Annotated in this window: 17 protein-coding genes; 5 read left to right on the plus strand and 12 right to left on the minus strand. The window is 73.6% G+C overall.

Annotation, left to right across the window (positions count from 1 at the left end; all coding sequences use genetic code 11):
- Positions 1-62 precede the first annotated feature (62 nt).
- The 3 genes from ACFY9V_RS31150 to ACFY9V_RS31160 all read right to left on the minus strand — a co-directional run bounded on the left by ACFY9V_RS31150 (position 63) and on the right by ACFY9V_RS31160 (position 3,080).
- Positions 63-1,319, minus strand: coding sequence for an HRDC domain-containing protein (locus ACFY9V_RS31150; RefSeq protein ID WP_391163883.1), 1,257 nt, complete (start codon positions 1,317-1,319; stop codon positions 63-65).
- 215 nt (positions 1,320-1,534) lie between these two features.
- Positions 1,535-2,200 carry a LuxR C-terminal-related transcriptional regulator gene (locus ACFY9V_RS31155; protein WP_188280408.1) on the minus strand — a complete coding sequence of 222 codons (666 nt, stop codon included), beginning with the start codon at positions 2,198-2,200 and terminating at the stop codon, positions 1,535-1,537.
- Between the two features lie 247 nt (positions 2,201-2,447).
- A complete protein-coding gene (locus ACFY9V_RS31160; RefSeq protein WP_188280407.1) occupies positions 2,448-3,080 on the minus strand; it encodes a DUF3000 domain-containing protein in 633 nt (210 codons plus the stop codon).
- Positions 3,081-3,675: 595 nt separating this feature from the next.
- Between ACFY9V_RS31160 and hemE the strand changes: the two genes are divergently transcribed.
- Positions 3,676-4,716, plus strand: coding sequence for a uroporphyrinogen decarboxylase (gene hemE / locus ACFY9V_RS31165; protein WP_355338664.1), 1,041 nt, complete (start codon positions 3,676-3,678; stop codon positions 4,714-4,716).
- A 4-nt stretch (positions 4,717-4,720) separates the two neighbouring features.
- Here the strand turns inward: hemE and ACFY9V_RS31170 are convergent, their stop codons facing one another.
- The gene (locus tag ACFY9V_RS31170; protein ID WP_391163884.1) at positions 4,721-5,848 is read right to left on the minus strand and encodes a DUF4349 domain-containing protein; all 1,128 of its coding nucleotides are present in this window, start codon (positions 5,846-5,848) and stop codon (positions 4,721-4,723) included.
- A gap of 148 nt (positions 5,849-5,996) precedes the next feature.
- Between ACFY9V_RS31170 and hemG the strand changes: the two genes are divergently transcribed.
- Both hemG and hemQ read left to right on the plus strand, forming a co-directional pair.
- Positions 5,997-7,409, plus strand: a complete 1,413-nt coding sequence (gene hemG, locus ACFY9V_RS31175) for a protoporphyrinogen oxidase (protein ID WP_391163885.1) — start codon at positions 5,997-5,999, stop codon at positions 7,407-7,409.
- Between the two features lie 84 nt (positions 7,410-7,493).
- On the plus strand, positions 7,494-8,246 hold the full coding sequence (gene hemQ / locus ACFY9V_RS31180) for a hydrogen peroxide-dependent heme synthase (protein ID WP_355338673.1): 753 nt from the start codon (positions 7,494-7,496) through the stop codon (positions 8,244-8,246).
- Here the strand turns inward: hemQ and ACFY9V_RS31185 are convergent.
- From ACFY9V_RS31185 to ACFY9V_RS31210, 6 genes are all read right to left on the minus strand, one after another.
- Positions 8,195-8,704, minus strand: coding sequence for a hypothetical protein (locus ACFY9V_RS31185; RefSeq protein ID WP_391163886.1), 510 nt, complete (start codon positions 8,702-8,704; stop codon positions 8,195-8,197). The genes hemQ and ACFY9V_RS31185 overlap by 52 nt on opposite strands.
- A gap of 162 nt (positions 8,705-8,866) precedes the next feature.
- Entirely contained in the window at positions 8,867-9,664 is a 798-nt protein-coding gene (locus ACFY9V_RS31190; protein WP_391163910.1) for a peptidyl-tRNA hydrolase, read from the minus strand.
- A 360-nt stretch (positions 9,665-10,024) separates the two neighbouring features.
- Positions 10,025-10,429, minus strand: a complete 405-nt coding sequence (msrB, locus tag ACFY9V_RS31195) for a peptide-methionine (R)-S-oxide reductase MsrB (RefSeq protein WP_355338679.1) — start codon at positions 10,427-10,429, stop codon at positions 10,025-10,027.
- 10 nt (positions 10,430-10,439) lie between these two features.
- On the minus strand, positions 10,440-11,834 hold the full coding sequence (gene murC / locus ACFY9V_RS31200; RefSeq protein ID WP_355338682.1) for a UDP-N-acetylmuramate--L-alanine ligase: 1,395 nt from the start codon (positions 11,832-11,834) through the stop codon (positions 10,440-10,442).
- A gap of 320 nt (positions 11,835-12,154) precedes the next feature.
- Complete coding sequence (locus tag ACFY9V_RS31205; protein WP_355338685.1) at positions 12,155-12,622, minus strand: indole-3-glycerol phosphate synthase; 468 nt, start codon at positions 12,620-12,622, stop codon at positions 12,155-12,157.
- A gap of 210 nt (positions 12,623-12,832) precedes the next feature.
- Positions 12,833-13,594 carry a dihydrofolate reductase family protein gene (locus ACFY9V_RS31210; protein ID WP_391163887.1) on the minus strand — a complete coding sequence of 254 codons (762 nt, stop codon included), beginning with the start codon at positions 13,592-13,594 and terminating at the stop codon, positions 12,833-12,835.
- Between the two features lie 181 nt (positions 13,595-13,775).
- On the opposite strand from ACFY9V_RS31210, the gene zapE reads away from it, so the two are divergent.
- The gene (zapE, locus tag ACFY9V_RS31215; RefSeq protein ID WP_391163888.1) at positions 13,776-14,813 is read left to right on the plus strand and encodes a cell division protein ZapE; all 1,038 of its coding nucleotides are present in this window, start codon (positions 13,776-13,778) and stop codon (positions 14,811-14,813) included.
- A gap of 19 nt (positions 14,814-14,832) precedes the next feature.
- Positions 14,833-15,801 (plus strand): PPK2 family polyphosphate kinase, encoded by a 969-nt coding sequence (locus ACFY9V_RS31220; protein ID WP_391163889.1) that lies wholly within the window; start codon positions 14,833-14,835, stop codon positions 15,799-15,801.
- A 16-nt stretch (positions 15,802-15,817) separates the two neighbouring features.
- On the opposite strand, the gene ACFY9V_RS31225 is transcribed toward ACFY9V_RS31220, so the two are convergent.
- Together ACFY9V_RS31225 and treZ are read right to left on the minus strand one after the other, a co-directional pair.
- A complete protein-coding gene (locus tag ACFY9V_RS31225; RefSeq protein WP_223186409.1) occupies positions 15,818-15,970 on the minus strand; it encodes a hypothetical protein in 153 nt (50 codons plus the stop codon).
- Entirely contained in the window at positions 15,967-17,733 is a 1,767-nt protein-coding gene (gene treZ / locus ACFY9V_RS31230; RefSeq protein ID WP_391163890.1) for a malto-oligosyltrehalose trehalohydrolase, read from the minus strand. Before treZ ends, ACFY9V_RS31225 begins: the two co-directional genes overlap by 4 nt.
- Between the last annotated feature and the right edge of the window lie 159 nt (positions 17,734-17,892).

Consider the following 17,892-nt stretch of genomic DNA (forward strand, 5'->3'; position numbering starts at 1 on the left):
CACCGACGCAGGACCACGGACGGGGAACCGCCGACTGCGGACGGGCCACCGGCCCCGGCGGGCTATTCGCCCGGGGGCGGGTCCGCCGGGCGGGCGGTCAGCGCGACCGTCAGCAGCGGGGTGGTCAGCTCGACCTGCCACGGGCGGGCGCCCATCTCCGCGAGCTGGGCGGCCACGACCTCCTCGCTCGCGTTCGCCGGAGGCGCCCAGCACAGCCGTCGCACCGTGTCCGGGGTGATCAGATTCTCCTGGGGGAGATTCAGCTCCTCGGCCAGCGCGCTCACCGCGGCGCGCGCCGCGGAGAGCCGGGCGGCGGCGACCGGGTCCTTGTCCGCCCAGGCGCGCGGCGGCGGGGGGCCGGTGTACGCGGCGGCGGGCTGCGGCAGCTCCCGCTCGGGCAGCGCGCGCGCCCGGTCGATCGCGGACTGCCACTGGTCGAGCTGGCGGCGGCCCATCCGGTGCCCGAAACCGGGCAGGGCGGCCAGCGCGTGCGCGTTCGGCGGGCTCTCCAGCGCCGCCGTCACGATCGCGGCGTCGCTGAGCACCCGGCCCGGGGAGACGTCCCGCTCACGGGCGGTACGGTCGCGCGCCAGCCACAGCTCGCGCACCACGGCGATCTGCCGACGCCGCCGCACCTTGTGCATGCCCGAGGTCCTGCGCCAGGGGTCGACGCGCGGCGCGGCCGGCGGGGCGGCGGCGATGGCCGCGAATTCCTGGAGCGCCCACTCCAGCTTCCCCTGGGTGCGCAGCTCCTCCTCCAGCGCGTCGCGCAGATCCACCAGCAGCTCGACGTCGAGCGCGGCGTACCGCAGCCACGGGTCGGGCAGCGGGCGGGTGGACCAGTCCACCGCCGAGTGGCCCTTCTCCAGTGCGAAGCCCAGCACGTTCTCCACCATCGCGCCGAGGCCGACCCGGGCGAACCCGGCCAGCCGCCCGGCCAGTTCGGTGTCGAACAGCGAGGTGGGGTGCATGCCGATCTCGGACAGGCACGGCAGATCCTGGGTGGCGGCGTGCAGCACCCACTCGGTGCCGGTCAGGGCGTCGCCCAGGGTGGACAGGTCGGGGCATCCCGTGGGGTCGATCAGCGCGGTCCCTGCTCCGGCGCGGCGCAACTGGACCAGATAGGCCCGCTGCCCGTAGCGGTAGCCGGAGGCGCGCTCGGCATCGACGGCGACCGGACCGGAACCCGCGGCGAAAGCCGCGACGACATCTGCGAGAGCCTCCGGGCTGGCGGTCACCGGCGGGATTCCCTCGCGCGGGTCCAGCAGCGGGACCGGCGCCGGGCCTGCTTGGGTTGCGGTCTCTCTGGCGTCGGTCACTTGTTAAGGGTAGCCGGGTACGGCGTGTCAGGTGGAGATCCAACGGACAGGGCGTACGGTACGTCGCCGCCGGGTCCGTGAGCGCCGGGGCCGCGGCACCGCCCCGACGGCCGACGCGCGCGCGTATACGGCGGGCGTACGCGCGGACACGGGCGCGCGTATACGAAACGACCCCCGGCGGAACGTTCCGCCGGGGGTCGCTCACGGCCGGGGCCTCAGTGGATGATTCCGGTGCGCAGGGCCACCGCGACCATGCCGGCGCGGTCCCCGGTGCCCAGCTTCCTGGCGATCCGGGCGAGGTGGCTCTTGACGGTCAGCGCCGAAAGGCCCATGGAGACGCCGATCGCCTTGTTCGACTGGCCTTCCGCGACCAGCCGCAGGACCTCGACCTCGCGGCCGGACAGCTCGCGGTAGCCGCTGGGGTGGCCGGGGGCGCCCGGCGGGCGGCGCTGCATACGGGCCGCGGTGGCGCCCAGCGGCGCCAGTCCCGGCCGGGTGGCGAGACCGCCGGGGCTGTTGCGGGTGCCGGTCACGACATAGCCCTTCACCCCCCCGGCAAGCGCGTTGCGCACGGCGCCGATGTCGTCGGCGGCGGAGAGTGCGAGGCCGTTGGGCCAGCCTGCCGCGCGGGTCTCGGCGAGCAGGGTGAGGCCGGAGCCGTCGGGGAGATGGACATCGGCGACGCAGATGTCGCGGGGGTTACCGACCCGGGGACGGGCCTCGGCGATGGACGAGGCCTCGATCACGTCGCGAACCCCGAGAGCCCACAGGTGTCGGGTGACAGTGGAGCGGACGCGGGGGTCGGCTACGACGACCATGGCCGTCGGCTTGCTGGGGCGGTAGGCGACCAGGCTCGTGGGCTGCTCGAGAAGAACGGACACCGGGCCTCCTGTGGCAAAGGGGACTGAAACGGTCACAATCTCCTTCGGCAGCAATTGCTCCGGCCTTTAGGGAAAGATCACGATTTATTGAGGATCATTTCCGGCAATTCGGACGAGAAATCGAACATGCGAGAAGTGAGTGCGCCGCGCGATACGCCGGGGAGTGCGCGGGGGCGCGTCATCGGGGGCGCGCGACGTCACCGCAGGCCGGGGCGGTACGCCGGGCTACGGAAGCGGTCTGACGGACTCAGGTGCGGCGCTTCGGCATCGGCACCACGCCGCTGCCCCCGCGCACCAACGGCTCCGGGCCCTCCGACGGCGGCAGACCCGCGCACGCGCACAGCAGATCGCACCAGGCCGCCAGGTGCGCCGCCACCTCGGGCGCGCCCCCCGCCCGCTCCCTCGGCGTCCAGGACGCCCGGATCTCGATCTGCGTGTCGTCCACCCGGTCGGCCAGCGCGCCGAAGTAGTGCGACGACGCCCGCGAGACCGTACCGCTCGGGTCGTTGTACGCCGCTCCGCGCGCCGCCAGCGCCCCGGTCAGCCAGGACCAGCTCACCTCGGGCAACAGCGGATCCCCCGCCATCTCCGGCTCCAACTCGGCCCGCACCAACGTCACCAGGCGGAACGCGCCGTGCCACGCCTCGTGCCCGTCCGGCTCGTGCAGCAGCACCAACCGCCCGTCGGCCAGCTCCTCGCCGTCCGCCAGCACCGTCGCCTCCAGCGCGTACGCGTACGACGCCAGCCGCTTCGGCGCGGCCGTCTCCTCGATCCTGACCTCCGGCCTCACCCGCACCGAGCGCAGGGTGTCCACCGAGCGCCGAAAGGGGAGGGGGACGTCGTCACTGCCGTCGCCGAGGTGCCCGTGAACCGCTGCCATGCCCGGAAGACTAAGCCGCCGATGCCCTCCGGGCTCGGAACAACACCCTTATTGCCCTTCGGGGCGCCTTCCCGCTCCCCGCGAGGAGCACCCTTGCGCCTGCCGCGCGCCCCCAACCCCCCGACTGCGCGGCGGGGTTCGCCGCTGGGGTGGCTGTGGGGGGTGAACGTCAAGGGGGGCGCTCTTGTGTGGGGTCAGCGGTACGGGGGAGCGGGGGTGGGAGGGGGTGAACGTCAAGGGGGGCGCTCTTGTGTCGGCTCAGCGTCACGGCGGACCGTGCGTGGGAGCCGTCTTTTCTATGCTCACCGCGATTCCCTTTTTTTGCCGCCCTCTCGCCTCCGGCGGCTTAGATCCGGTGTCGACGGTCGATCGTGCTCGCTCCCTCGTTCCTCGGTCGCTGTGCGCGTTCTCCCTTTCGACACCGGCGCCGCCTTCGGCTCGCTGGCTACCGGCGAACCCCACCGCGCAGCGGTGCCGTAGGGGCGCAGCCCCTCGCGTAGACGCACCCTGGGGGCGAACCCCAGCGCGCGGACGTGTGCTAGGGGCGCAGCCCCCTTGGTGGGGGTGGTGGGGGAGACGTGGGAGGATTCTCGGCGTGAGTGCGCACCAGCAGACCGCTGCTTCCCCGTTCATCCGCGCCTGTCGGCGCGAGCCCGTGCCGCATACGCCGGTGTGGTTCATGCGGCAGGCCGGGCGTTCGCTGCCCGAGTACCTGAAGATTCGCGAGGGCATCGCGATGCTGGACTCGTGCACGCGGCCCGACCTCATCGCCGAGATCACGATGCAGCCGGTGCGGCGGCACAAGGTCGACGCGGCGGTCTACTTCAGCGACATCGTGGTGCCGCTCAAGGCGATCGGGATCGATCTCGACATCAAGCCCGGCGTGGGCCCGGTGGTGGCGGACCCGATCCGCACGCGGGAGGACCTGAAGCGGCTGCGGGCGCTGGAGCCCGAGGACGTCGGTTACGTCACCGAGGCGATCGGCCTGCTGACGGCCGAACTCGGCGAGACGCCACTGATCGGATTCGCGGGCGCGCCCTTCACGCTGGCCAGCTACCTCGTGGAGGGCGGACCGTCGCGCAACCACGAGCGGACCAAGGCGCTGATGTACGGCGACCCCGAGCTGTGGCGTGACCTGCTGGACCTGCTCGCCGACATCACCGTGGGCTTCCTGAAGGTGCAGATCGAGGCGGGCGCGAGCGCCGTCCAGGTCTTCGACTCGTGGGTGGGGGCGCTCGCGCCCGTCGACTACCGGCGCTACGCGATGCCCGCGTCGGTGAAGGTCTTCGACGCGGTCGAGGACTACGGCGTCCCGCGCATTCACTTCGGCGTCGGCACCGGCGAACTGCTCGGTCTGATGGGCGAGGCGGGCGCGGACGTCGTCGGCGTCGACTGGCGGGTGCCGCTGGACGAGGCGGGCCGTCGGGTCGGTCCCGGCAAGGCGCTCCAGGGCAACCTCGACCCGTCGGTGCTCTTCGCCCCGACGGCGGCCGTCGAGGCGAAGGCCCGGGAGGTGCTGGACGCGGCCCCGGCCACCGGCCATGTGTTCAACCTCGGCCACGGTGTCCTGCCCAGCACCGACCCGGACGCTCTCACCCGTCTCGTCGACTTCGTGCACACCTCGACCGAGGTGTGACGGCTCAGTCCGTCGGCGGCTCCTCCGCACGCTCCGGCGCGTCCGTACCCGCCGGAGCCGTGGAGGGCGTGCGCTGCGGGTGGATCGGCGCGTGCGAGGACGGGCTCCAGGGGCGCGGCGCCATCGTCGGCGGCTCCTGCCGGGGCCAGCGGCGGCGCACCAGCCGGTAGCCGATGAAGCCGGCCAGCGCGACCACCAGGAACGGCAGCACGGCCGACAGGACGACCAGCACACCGCGGATCGTCACGTAGAAGGCGTGCCAGCCGCCGCCCAGCGCGTGGCCGACCTGCGTCCAGAAACCGTCCTCGTGCTTCGGCTTCGGCTTCGCCGCGACGTGCTTCACCGGCGGCTCGACCAGCCGCAGCGTCACCGTGGCCAGATCCGTCCGCTCCCGCAGTGCCGCCTGCTGCGCCTGGAGGGACTCCAAGTCGGCCTCGCGCGTGCTCAGTTCGCGCTCCAGCGACACCACGTCGCTGAGCGAGCCCGCCTGGTCCATCAGCTTGCGCACCCGCGCCACACTGGCCTGCTGCGACTTGATCCGGCTCTGCACGTCGACCACCTGGCCGGTGACGTCCTCGACGCCGACCTTGCGCTCCATCAGCGTGCCGAGCCCGGCCAGCCGGGTCAGCAGACCGTCGTACGCCGCGGGCGGCACCCGGAGCTGGATCGTCGACTGCTCGTGGCCCCCGGCGTCGACCGAGGTGTCCTCGGTGCCCGCGTAACCGCCCGCGTCGGCGACCATCGCGCGGGCCTTGTCGAGCGCGTCGCCCACCTTCGGGGTGCGGACGGTCAGGTGGGCCGTACGGACGAGGTAGCTGGGCGCGGACGGCTTGGCGTTGTTGCCGGTGGTGGCGGCCTTGTCCGACGCGGAACCGGGCGTACCGGAAGGCGCGTTCCCGGCGTCCGTACCGCTGCCGCCGTTCTTCATCGAGTCGCTGCCGCTGTCGTCCTGACCGCGGGCAGCCGGGGCGGCGGCCTTGTCGGAAGCGCCGCCGCTTTCGCTGCTGCACCCGGCGACCGCGAGTGAGGCGGCCAGCAGCAGCGCGGCAGGGACGGCGGCCAGCCGCCGTCCGCGCCGGCCGGCGTGGTGCGCGCGCCCGGTGCGCGGCGCTCCGGGTCTGTGTGTCCTCACGTCAATTCCCCCCAGGTGCGAGCCTCGTGAGGCCCGCCTAGTGACCTGTAATGACAGTTGGACGTGGACGGTCCGCGCCGGGTTGCGGTCCCGCGGTAGCGATGGGATCACGTTCGGAACTCGGAACGGAGTCTGAGACAGTGGACGCATGAGCCAGACGCACAACGGCACGGGCGCTCCTGAACACGCGATCGTCATCGGCGGCGGAATCTCCGGACTCGCCGCGGCGCACCGGCTGGCGGGCGCGGGCGTCCGCGTCACGCTGCTGGAGGCGTCGTCGCGGCTGGGCGGCAAGCTGTACGCCGACGAGATCGCCGGGGTGCCGGTCGACCTCGGCGCCGAGTCGATGCTGGCCCGCCGCCCCGAGGCGATCGCCCTGGCCCGCGAGGTCGGGCTCGGCGACGACCTGGAGCCGCCCGCGGTGCTCGGCGCCGCGCTGTGGACGCGCGGCAAGCTGCGGCCCATGCCCAAGGGACACGTCATGGGCGTGCCCGGCGACCTCGGGCCGCTCGCCTCGTCCGGTGTGCTGTCCGCCGCCGGTCTCGCCAGGCTCCCGCTGGACCACGTACTGCCGCGCACCGAACTCGGCGACGATGTCGCGGTCGGCGCCTTCGTCGCCGCCCGGCTCGGCCACGAGGTCGTGGACCGGCTCGTCGAACCACTGCTCGGCGGCGTCTACGCGGGCAACGCCTACGAGATCTCGCTGCGTGCCGCGGTGCCGCAGCTCTTCGAGGCCATGCGCACTGGGCGCTCCCTGATCGAGGCGGCCCGCGACATCCAGCGCCGGGCCGCGGTCAGGGCGGGCGGCGCGGGACCGGTCTTCAACGGCATCCGCGGCGGCGTCGGACGGCTGCCGCTCGCGGTCGCCGAGGCGTGCCGCGCCGCGGGCGTCACCATCGAGACGGACGCGCCCGTACGCGAGCTGCGGCGCACCCCGCACGGCTGGCAGGTCGGCCTCGACGGCCGCGCGCTGGAGGCCGACGCCGTGGTGCTCGCCGTGCCCGCGCCGACCGCGGCCCGGCTGCTCGACGCCGAGTCGCCCGCCGCCGCGGCCGAACTGGACACCGTCGAATACGCGGGCATGGCGCTGGTCACCATGGCCTTCCGCCGCCGTGAGATGACACGGCTGCCCAACAGCAGCGGCTTCCTCGTCCCGCCGGTCGACGGCCGCACCATCAAGGCGTCCACCTTCTCCAGCCGCAAATGGGGCTGGCTCGGCGAGGCAGGCGGCGACACCGTCGTCCTGCGCACCTCCATCGGCCGCCACGGCGACGAGGCGGACCTCGCCTGGGACGACACCGACCTCGTCCGCCTCTCCCGCGACGACCTGGAGGCCGCCGTGGGCCTGCGCGCCGCCCCGATCGCCGCCCGCGTCACCCGCTGGACCGCGGGTCTGCCCCAGTACCCGGTCGGCCACCTCGCCCGCGTCGCCCGCGTCCGCGAACACCTCACCAAGCTCCCCGCCCTGGCCGCCTGCGGCGCCGCGTACGACGGCGTCGGCATCCCCGCCTGCATCGCCGGCGCCCACCGCGCCGCGGCCGAGCTGCTGCCGCGGGGCTGAACGGCTCCGCGCCGGGCGGCCCCGCGGGGCGTCGTGGGGGACCCTGGTGCCGGGAGCGTCGGGGGGCGCGGGAGAATGGGGGGTATGACCGACTCGACTGCCGACCGCGCTTCCGATTCCGCCGACGCCACGTCGGCGAAGGCCCCCAACGCGGGGAAGAAGGCCAAGGACCTCAACGAGGTCATTCGCTACACGCTCTGGTCGGTGTTCCGACTGCGCGACACCCTGCCCGAGGACCGCGGCGGGTACGCGGACGAGGTCGAGGAGCTGTTCGCGCAGCTCGCCGCCAAGGACATCACGATCCGCGGGACCTATGACGTCTCGGGGCTGCGGGCCGACGCCGATCTGATGATCTGGTGGCACGCGGAGACGGCCGAGGAGTTGCAGGAGGCGTACAACCTCTTCCGCCGCACCAAGCTGGGGCGCGCGGTGGAGCCGGTGTGGTCCAACATGGCGCTGCACCGCCCGGCGGAGTTCAACAAGTCGCATGTTCCGGCCTTCCTCGCCGATGAGACGCCGCGCGAGTGGGTCAGCGTCTATCCCTTCGTGCGCTCCTACGACTGGTACCTGCTGCCGGACGAGGACCGCCGCCGGATGCTCGCCGACCACGGCAAGATGGCCCGTGGCTACCCCGACGTGCGGGCGAACACCGTCGCGTCCTTCTCGCTCGGCGACTACGAGTGGATCCTGGCCTTCGAGGCCGACGAGCTGTACCGGATCGTCGACCTCATGCGGCACCTGCGCGCCTCCGAGGCCCGCCTGCACGTCCGCGAGGAAGTCCCCTTCTACACCGGCCGGCGCCGCGAGATCGCCGACCTGGTCGCGGGCCTGGCCTGACGCAGCAGCGCCCGTATCGCGGGGTCGCGCGGCGTGCGCGGCCCACGGGCGGCCAGGGCCGACAGCGGCGGCGCGTCCCGGGGTATCCCCCGGAGCGCCTCCTGCCCGGCCGGGGCCGCCCACCGCGTGTACGGATAGACCTCGACGCGCGCCACCGCCCAGCACGCCCCCGTTAGCAGCAGCGGCAGCACGTACCAGAGCAGCGCGGGCGTGCCGTCCGGCGCACGGACCGACCCGTTCAGGGCGACGGTGGCCACCGCCATCGCCAACGTCAGCCCGGTGGCGCCGCGCACCTGCCGCACCCCCGCCGCGAGCCGTTCGCGTGCCGCCGCCGGAACCCCGAGCCCGGCGGCCACCAGCCGCTCGCCGAGCGCGCGTACGGCCTCCGGCCAGGAACGCCGTTTCGTACAGACCGAGTTCGACGCCGTCCGTGGGCCGCCGCTCTCCGGGCGCTCCACTGGCCGCGGCGACCCCGGCCAGGCACAGGCGCGCACCGGCGGCGGTCGCCGCGGCGAACGCGACGAGCAGCAGAAGAATCCACATGAGGGATTTCTACCGGACTCCGCCGACACCGCGTTCTCGGCCTGTGGATAACTCCGCGATCGGGCTGGCGGGGCCCGTCAGAGCGTGCCGGGGGCGGGATGCGCGCGCAGGGACGGGTGGTCGGCGACGACGGTGGCGGAGCCCGGGGCGACCTCGGTGAAGCCCGCGTCGCGGACGACGGGGAGTGAGGACGCGCTCAGGCGGGTCCACAGGGCGGGGGAGGGGGTGCGGACGGCCAGGGGGAAACCGGCGGCGCGCCAGGCGTCGCGGTCGGCGTCCGACAGCTCCCACCAGGCGAGTTGGGCGCCGTGTCCGGCCTGGGCCATGGCCTTCCCGGCCGACATGGTGACGTCGGGATTCATCCACAGCGCGGGGCGCGGGTCGCCGGGTTCGAGGGGTGACGGCGGTTCCGGGTCGTCCAACTCCGTGCCGGAGACCTGGAGTTTGGCCAGTTCCTTCGGCCAGCCGTCGAGCGGCACGGGCGGGTAGACCCGCACTTCGGCGGGCGGCACATCGGCCGTACCCGCTTCCGTGTTCGCCCCCGGCACCGATCCCGACGCGGACCCCGATCCCGATCCCGATCCCGTCACCGTGATGCCCGGCAGGGCCGCCGCCCGCCGCCACTCCGCTCCGCGCGCCCGCCGTACGACCTTGCGGATCCTGGCGTCCTGCCAGTTCCGTACGGCCTGCGCCCACTCGCCGTCGTCGGCCGTCGCGCGCTCGTCGCAGAGCAGGGTGAGGACGGCGCGCGCCGCCGTCTCCAGGGCGTCGGTACGGGCCGGGGGCGCGTCGCGCTCGATCCGGACGACGAGCGGGAGGACGAACTGGGGTGCCGCGTCGCGGTCGGCGGCCTGGTGCTGGAAGGGGCTGCTCACCGCCCCAGTCTGCCACCCGCTGCTGGACGCCGATCCGCCGTGGCGTGCGGCGTCGGTGCGTACGGAAGCGGCGGCGGCTGCGGCGGCCGCGGCGGCCACGCCGGAACCGGTGGCGCCCGCCGATGTCGTCGTGCCAGCCACGACGCTCCCGCAGGGCACCGCCCGCCCCGGCGGGGCGGTTCGGTTGTCTCCGGACCACCGGCCGGTGGGGGCTGATCGCGCAGTTCCTCCCCCAGCCTTCGGCCGGGAGGTGCCCCCAGCGCCCCTTCGGGGCCCGTCCCGCCGTGGGGGCTGGTCGCGCAGTCCCCGCGGCGCTGAACGGCTGCCCCCCGCCGGAGGCGCACCGCACCCCCGGAGGGGTTACTCCGTGGGGGTCAAGGTCAGGGAGATGGAGTTGATGCAGTAGCGCTGGTCGGTCGGTGTGCCGTAGCCCTCGCCTTCGAAGACGTGGCCCAGGTGGGAGCCGCAGCGGGCGCAGCGGACCTCGACGCGGGTCATCCCGAGGGTGCGGTCCTCGATGAGTTCGACGGCGTCGGTGTCGGCAGGGTCGTAGAAGGAGGGCCAGCCGCAGTGGGACTCGAATTTGGTGTCGGAGCGGAAGAGCTCGGCGCCGCACGCACGGCAGGCGTAGACGCCGGTCGTCTTCGTGTCGGTGTACTCGCCGACGAAGGGCCGCTCGGTACCGGCTTTGCGCAGGACCGCGTACTCCTCCGGCGACAGCTCGGCGCGCCACTGCTCGTCGGACTTGCTGACTTCGTAGGACATGGAGGTCTCCTCAGCTGCCGAGGCGGGCGAGAATCAGGGGACCGAGGTCGGTCACGTCGCCCGCGCCCATGGTGAGAACGAGATCACCCGGCTTCGCCATTCCTGCGACCACGTCCGGTACCGCCTGCTTGTCGTGTTCCGCGGTCACGTCGGCGCCCGCCGCGCGGGCCGCGTCGATGATGAGTGCGCTGGTCACACCGGGGATCGGGTCCTCGCGGGCCGGGTAGATGTCGAGGACGACGGAGGCGTCGGCGAGGGCGAGGGCGGCGCCCATCTCGGTGGCCAGCTCGCGGGTGCGGCTGAAGAGGTGCGGCTGGAAGACGACCAGGACGCGGGCGTCCCCGGCGGCGCCGCGGATCGCCTCCAGGTCGGCGGCCATCTCGGTCGGGTGGTGGGCGTAGGAGTCGATGACCTGGACGCCCGCCGCCTCGCCCTTGAGCTGGAGGCGCCGCTTGACGCCGGTGTACTTCGCGAGGGCCGAGGCCAGATTCCGGGTCGGGGCGCCGATCGCGGTGCCCGCGGCGAGCGCGGCGACGGCGTTGTGCGCGTAGTGGCGGCCCGGCACGGAGACGGTGAAGGTCAGCGGGCGGCCGTCGATGACGACGGTGACCTCGCTGGTCAGCCCGCGCGGGTTGATCTTCGTGATGCGTACGTCGGCGGTCTCGGCCTCGCCGACCGTCACGATGGTCAGACCGCCGATGTCCCGTACCCGCTTCGTCAGCTCGACGGCGCCCGGCTGGTCGGCGGAGATCACCAGCGTGCCGCCGGGGCGGATCTTGCCGACGAAGGTCTCGAAGGAGTCGTAGATCTCGTCCATCGAGGCGTAGTTGGCGTGGTGGTCGAGCTCCACGTTGAGGATGATCGCGACCTCGGGCGCGTACGTGTGGAAGCTGCGGTCGCTCTCGTCGGCCTCCGCGACGAAGATTTCGCCGCCGCCGTGGTGCGCGTTCGAGCCGGGCGCGTCCAGGTCGCCGCCGATCGCGTACGACGGCTCGCTGCCGAGCGCCGTCAGCGCGACCGCCAGCATCGAGGTGGTGGTGGTCTTGCCGTGGGTGCCCGCGACCGCGATCGGCCGGGTGCCCTCCATCAGCGCGGCCAGCGCGTCACTGCGGTGCACGACGGGGACGCCGCGCTCGCGGGCCGCCGCCAGCTCCGGATTCTCCGGGCGGATCGCGCTGGAGACGACCACCGAGGTGGCGTCCTGCGCCAGGTGCGCCGCGTCGTGGCCGATGTGCACGGTCACGCCGAGCGCGCGCAGCGCGCCCGCCGTCTCCGACTCACGTGAGTCACTGCCCGCCACCCGCGCCCCGCGCTGCGCGAGGATCTTCGCGATCCCCGACATTCCGGCGCCGCCGATGCCGATGAAGTGCGGTCGGTCCATGGCGGGGGGAACGGACGGGCTCATACGGAGGTCTCCCGGAGATGTGCGTGGTTCGTTTATTGACCGGGTCCTGATTCTCGCACCTCCGGGCGCGCGGACGACTCTGCCCGCGCGCCCGTGGCACCTTCCGCCGGCGCTGCCCGCGCGCCCGTGGCACCGCGCGCCGACCCTGACCGCGCGCCCATGGCACCCCCCGCCCGGCGAGACGTTTCTGCAAGGGGTGCCCGGGACACACGACGCCCGAGCCGCCGGGCGGCGCGGCACCGCCTCACCGCGCTCACCGCGCTCGCCGCCTCATCGTGCCCTGCGGCTCATCGCGCTCGCCGCCTCATCGCGCGCTGCGCCTAATCGTGCTCGGCGAAGAGCTTCAGCACCGGCACCCCCACCTTGTGCCGCGCCCGCGACGTCCAGTCGCGGTGGAAGAACTCCTCCACGAAGTGCGGCGCGGTGAGCACGATGACCTCGTCGGCGTTGGTCTCCTCGACGACCGTGCGCAGCAGGTCGAGCGGGTGCTTGTCGACGATCCGGCCCACCGCCTCCGCGCCGGAGGCGCGCAGCGCCTCCAGGGAGTGCGCCAGGGCCCGCTCCGCGACCGGGGTGGCGTCGTCGCCCTCCGGCTCGCGGTCCTCGTGCGCGGCGTCATCCAGATAGCCGAGCGCCACGTCGTCCACGGCCCGCAACAGCCGGTCCTGGTCGCCGCGTGGCTGCATGAGCACGACGAAGGAGACCTGCTCGTCGCCGTGGAGAGAGGTGACGAGCTCCACGTCGGCCGGTGCGAGCGGCTTCTCGATCATGAGTACGGTCGTGAACACGGACGCGTCCTTCTTTCTCGTGCTTCGTCGGGGCCACCGGGCCGGCGTTGGAACGATCCTGCCCCGATCTTCGCGGGGCACTCGGGTAAGTGTTCCCGCGCGGAGCGAAACGGAACGAGGGAATCCGCTTTTTTCGGTCGCGGTTCCACCGTGCGGCGCGCCGCTGGTCAGGTGGGTGGCATGAGGGGTGTCGGTGGGACGGTCGGGCGGTCAGGCCCGGACGTAACGGGTGAACAGGAAGCCGTCCTCCTCCAGGACGGAGCGCGGGACGAGGCGGGCCGGGCCCGGAACGTCGGGGCCGTGCATGATCCGGGGCGCGTCGCCGCCCCCGAGTACCGGGGCGACGGTCAGGCACAGTTCGTCCAGCGTGCCGGCCGCGGCGAACTGCGCGAGGACCCGCGGGCCGCCCTCGTGGAGCAGCCGCGTGTGGCCCAGCGCGGCCAACTCGCGCACCGCGCGGACCGGGTCGACGCCTTCGCCGTCGCCCGCGACGACCACATGGGCGCCCGCCGCGCTGGCGGCGGCGACACGGTCGGCGGGCGGCGACGCGCCGGTCAGCACCAGGGTGGGGGTGACCGGCGCGGTGAACAGCGGTGTCGTGAAGTCCAGATCGAGTCCGCGGCTGATCACCGCGACGGCGGCGGCCGGGGTCTGGCCGTCCGCCGCCCTGCGCGCCGCGAACACCTCGCGGGCCCTCGCGGGCCGGTAACCCTCCAGGCGAACCGTTTCCGCACCCACCAGCACCACGTCGGCCAGCGCGCGCAGCACGCCGAAGACCCGCATGTCCGCCTCCGACGACAGCGGCGCCGACCTGCCGTCGTACCGGGCCGCGCCGTCCAGCGACGACACCATGTTGGCCCGGAGGTACGGGCCCGCTCCCCGTTCGGGGTACGCGTACGCGTCCGCCAGACCGAGCGGGGTCTCCAGCCCGGCCGAATCGTTCGCTCCCGCTACGGGATAGAGCCGTCGCATCCCCGAAGTCTCCCACGCCGCGCCGCTACGGGCCGGTCGGCGCCCTCGGCCCGCCGCCCCCGTACGCGTGGGGTCGGACACATGCCGGCGGGGGCGGAACCGGGAGGCACTACGCTGGTGAGCTGTGTCGACCTCTGTCGTTTCGTCTGGGAGTGCCGCGATAGGCGGCGATGGCGGGCCCGTGTCACTCAGCGCGCGCACGCCGCATGTGCCGGTGGAGCGATTGGTGGCGGAGATGGTGCCGCCGCCGCGGTTCGACGGCGTCAGGTTCGAGACCTACGTGCCCGACCCGAATCAGCCCAGCCAGGCCGCGGCCGTACGGGCCCTGGCCGGTTTCGCGGCGTCGCTGACGGCCGCGCCGACGCCCAAGCGGTGGTTCCGGCGGGAGGCACCCGCGCCCGGCGGCCCCGGCGGGGTCTACCTCGACGGCGGTTACGGCGTCGGCAAGACCCACCTGCTGGCGTCGCTGTGGCACGCCACCCCGGCGCCCGCCGAGCGCAAGGCGTTCGGCACGTTCGTGGAGCTGACCAATCTGGTCGGCGCCCTCGGCTTCCAGCACGCGGTGGCGGCGCTCAGCGACCACCGGCTGGTCTGCATCGACGAGTTCGAACTGGACGACCCGGGCGACACGGTGCTGGTGTCCACGCTCCTCGGCAAGCTCGCCGACGCGGGCGTACGGCTGGCGGCGACGTCGAACACGCTGCCCGGCAAGCTCGGCGAGGGCCGCTTCGCCTCCGCCGACTTCATGCGGGAGATCCAGGGCCTGTCCGCCCGCTTCACCAGCCTGCGGATCGACGGCGAGGACTACCGGCACCGCGGCCTGCCCGAGGCGCCGACCCCGCACACCGACGAGCAGGTCACCGCCGCCGCGGCCGTCACACCCGGCGCCGCGCTCGACGACTTCGGCGCGCTGGCCGCGCACCTGGCCACCGTCCACCCCAGCCGCTACGGCGCGCTCTGCGACGGCGTCGGCGCGGTCTTCCTGCGCGGCGTGGAACCCGTCACCGACCAGGCGACCGCGCTGCGCCTGGTGGTGCTCGCCGACCGGCTCTACGACCGCGAGATCCCCGTACTGGCCTCCGGCGTGCCCTTCGACCGCGTCTTCGGCCAGGACATGCTGGCGGGCGGCTACCGCAAGAAGTACTTCCGCGCCGTCTCCCGGCTCACCGCGCTCGCGCGGGACGCCGAGAAGCTGACCGGCACTGGCGGAGACCGCTGATCCGGCGCAGGATCGGTGCATGGCCAAGAGCGGGAGCAAGGGCAAGGGCAAGCACGGCGCCGAGCACGCGCACGTGGACCGGCACGCGCACGAGGACGGCCGGGGCGGCAAGCACGCCGACGCCGCCGCCAAGAAGGCGCAGAAGGACCCGGGCCTGCGGTCCCTGCTGCGCGTGCCGCCCGGCGGCGGACCGGTCAACCTGCGGGCGTACGACCCCTCCGCGACCCCCGGCGGCCCGCGCGACAAGGCGACGGCCCTGGCCGCGACCGCGGAGCTGCGCGCCCGGCTGGCCGAGCTCCAGGAGCGGCTGTGGGCGCAGAGCACCGCGGGCGACCCGCACTGCGTGCTGCTGGTGCTCCAGGGCATGGACACCTCGGGCAAGGGCGGCACCGTCAAGCACGTGTCCTCCGGGCTGAACCCGTCGGGCATCCGCGTCACCGCGTTCAAGGCGCCCACCGAGGAGGAGCGTCAGCACCCCTTCCTGTGGCGCATCCGCCGCGCGCTGCCCCGCCCCGGCGAGCTGGGCGTCTTCGACCGTTCGCACTACGAGGACGTGCTGATTGCCCGCGTGCGCGACCTCGTGCCGCGCGCCACCTGGAGCCGCCGCTACAGCGTCATCAACCGCTTCGAGCAGTCGCTCGCCGACGACGGCGTCACCGTCGTCAAGGTCTTCCTGCACATCAGCTACGACAAGCAGCGCGAGCGGCTGCTGAAGCGGCTCGACAACCCGGACAAGCACTGGAAGTTCAACCCCGGTGACATCAGCGAGCGCGCGCTGTGGCCCGCGTACCAGAAGGCGTACGAGGTGGCCCTGGAGCGCTGCTCGACCGACGCCGCGCCCTGGCACGTCGTGCCGTCCGACCGCAAGTGGTACCGGAACTGGGCGGTCGCCAAGCTGCTGCTCGAACACCTCGAACTGATCGACCCGGCCTATCCGAAGGCCGACTTCGACATCGAGGAGAACCGCGTCGCGCTCCTCAAGACCTGACCCGCGTGCCCCGGTCCTAGCCGGAGCACGCGGTGCGCTGCGCCTCCTGCCACTCGCACACCGGGCAGTACGTCGCGCCGCGCGTGCTCGCCGGATACTCGGTCGGCTCGCCGCACAGCACGCAGTCCGCGAGGGCTTCCGCGTCGGGCGTCGGGGTCGTCTGTGTCACCCGTTCACCGTAACGCGGGCGCGCAGCACGGCGGCCCCCCGGGGCGGAAGCTGGACGGCCGCGTCCGGGCCCGGCAGCACCTTGCACGACGGCCGGGCCAGCACCACCTCGCACGGCACGTCCAGCGGCACCCGCGCGGGCGCGTCGGAGAAGTTCACGACCGTACGGAAGGGGCCGCGGGCCAGCCGCAGCGTCCGGCCGCCCGCGGTCGCCGCGACCGTGTCGAGCTGGGGATCGGTCAGGGCGGGCTCCGACCTGCGCAGCGCGATCAGCCCGCGGTACCACTCCAGCAGCTCGCGGTGCCCCGCCTTGTCCGGCTCGGCCCAGTCCAGGCACGAGCGGTCCCGGGTCGCGTGGTCCTGCGGATCGGGCACGTCCTCCTCCGCCCAGCCGTGGTCGGCGAATTCGCGGCGCCGCCCGCGCGTGATGGCCGCGCCCAGCTCCGGGTCGTCGTGGTCGGTGAAGAACTGCCAGGGCGTGCCCGCGCCCCACTCCTCGCCCATGAAGAGCATCGGGGTGAACGGCGAGGTCAGGACGAGGGCCGCGGCCACGGTGAGCTGGTCAGGGGTGAGCCGGTCGCCGGTCGCGCGGTTGCCGATCTGGTCGTGCGTCTGCGCGTAGCCCAGCAGCCGGTGGGCGGGCGCGGCGGCCCGGTCCAGCGGGCGGCCGTGGTGCCGGCCGCGGAAGGAGGACCAACTGCCGTCGTGGAAGAAGCCCCCGGTGAGCGTCTTGGCCACCGCGGCGGCCCCGGCGGCGGCGAAATCCGCGTAATAGCCCTGCGCCTCACCGGTGACGGCCGCGTGCAGGGCGTGGTGGAAGTCGTCGCTCCACTGGGCGTGCAGGCCGAGGCCGCCCGCCTGGCGCGGGGCCGTCGTCCGCGGGTCGTTCAGATCGGACTCGGCGATCAGGAACAGCGGGCGGCCGAGCGCGGCTGACAGCCCGTCCACGGCCGTCGACAGCTCCTCGAGGAAGTGCAGGGCGCGCGTGTCGACCAGCGCGTGGACGGCGTCGAGCCGCAGTCCGTCGAGCCGGTAGTCGCGCAGCCACGACAGCGCGCTGCCGATCAGGAAGTCCCGCACCTCGTCGGAGCCGGGCGCGTCCAGATTGACCGCGTCGCCCCAGGGGGTGTGGTGCCGGTCGGTGAAGTACGGGCCGAACGGCGGCAGATGGTTGCCCGACGGGCCCAGGTGGTTGTGGACCACGTCGAGGACGACGCCCAGGCACTGCTTGTGCGCCGCGTCGACAAATCGCTTCATTCCCTCGGGGCCGCCGTACGGCTCGTGCACCGCCCACAGCGACACGCCCTCGTACCCCCAGCCGTTGGTGCCGGGGAACGGGCACACCGGCATCAGCTCGATGTGCGTGATGCCCAGCCGGGCCAGGTGCGGCAGCCGCTCGATCGCCGCGTCGAAGGTGCCCTCGGGGGTGAAGGTGCCGACGTGCAGTTCGTAGACCACCGCGCCGGGCAGCGCGCGGCCCGGCCACGGCACCGTCCAGGCGAACGCGTCGTGGTCGACGACGGCGCTCGGCCCGTCCGGGCCCTCCGGCTGGCGGCGCGAGCGCGGATCGGGCAGCGGCGGACCGCCGTCGAGCAGATACGCGTACCGCGTGCCCGGCCCGGCGGACACCTCCGCGCGCCACCAGCCGGCCCGCGCCGGGTCGGGGCCGAGGCCGTGCCGTGTGCGGTCGTCGATCAGGATCTCCACCTGCTGGGCATCCGGCGCCCACACCTCGAACAGCACCCACGGCTCCCGTCTCGTCATCCGGTTCGTTCAGCGTCTTCGGTCTTCCGCGCGGCGGTCTTCCGCGCGGAAGTTCTCCGTACAGCGGTTTTCTGTACGGCGGTACGGCGGTCTTCTGTACGGCAGTCTTCTGTACGGCGGTCTTCTGTGCGGGCGCCCCCGAGGCTGTTCCTCGCGGGT

This window comes from Streptomyces sp. NPDC008317 (assembly GCF_042955955.1).
Classification (GTDB): Bacteria; Actinomycetota; Actinomycetes; order Streptomycetales; family Streptomycetaceae; genus Actinacidiphila.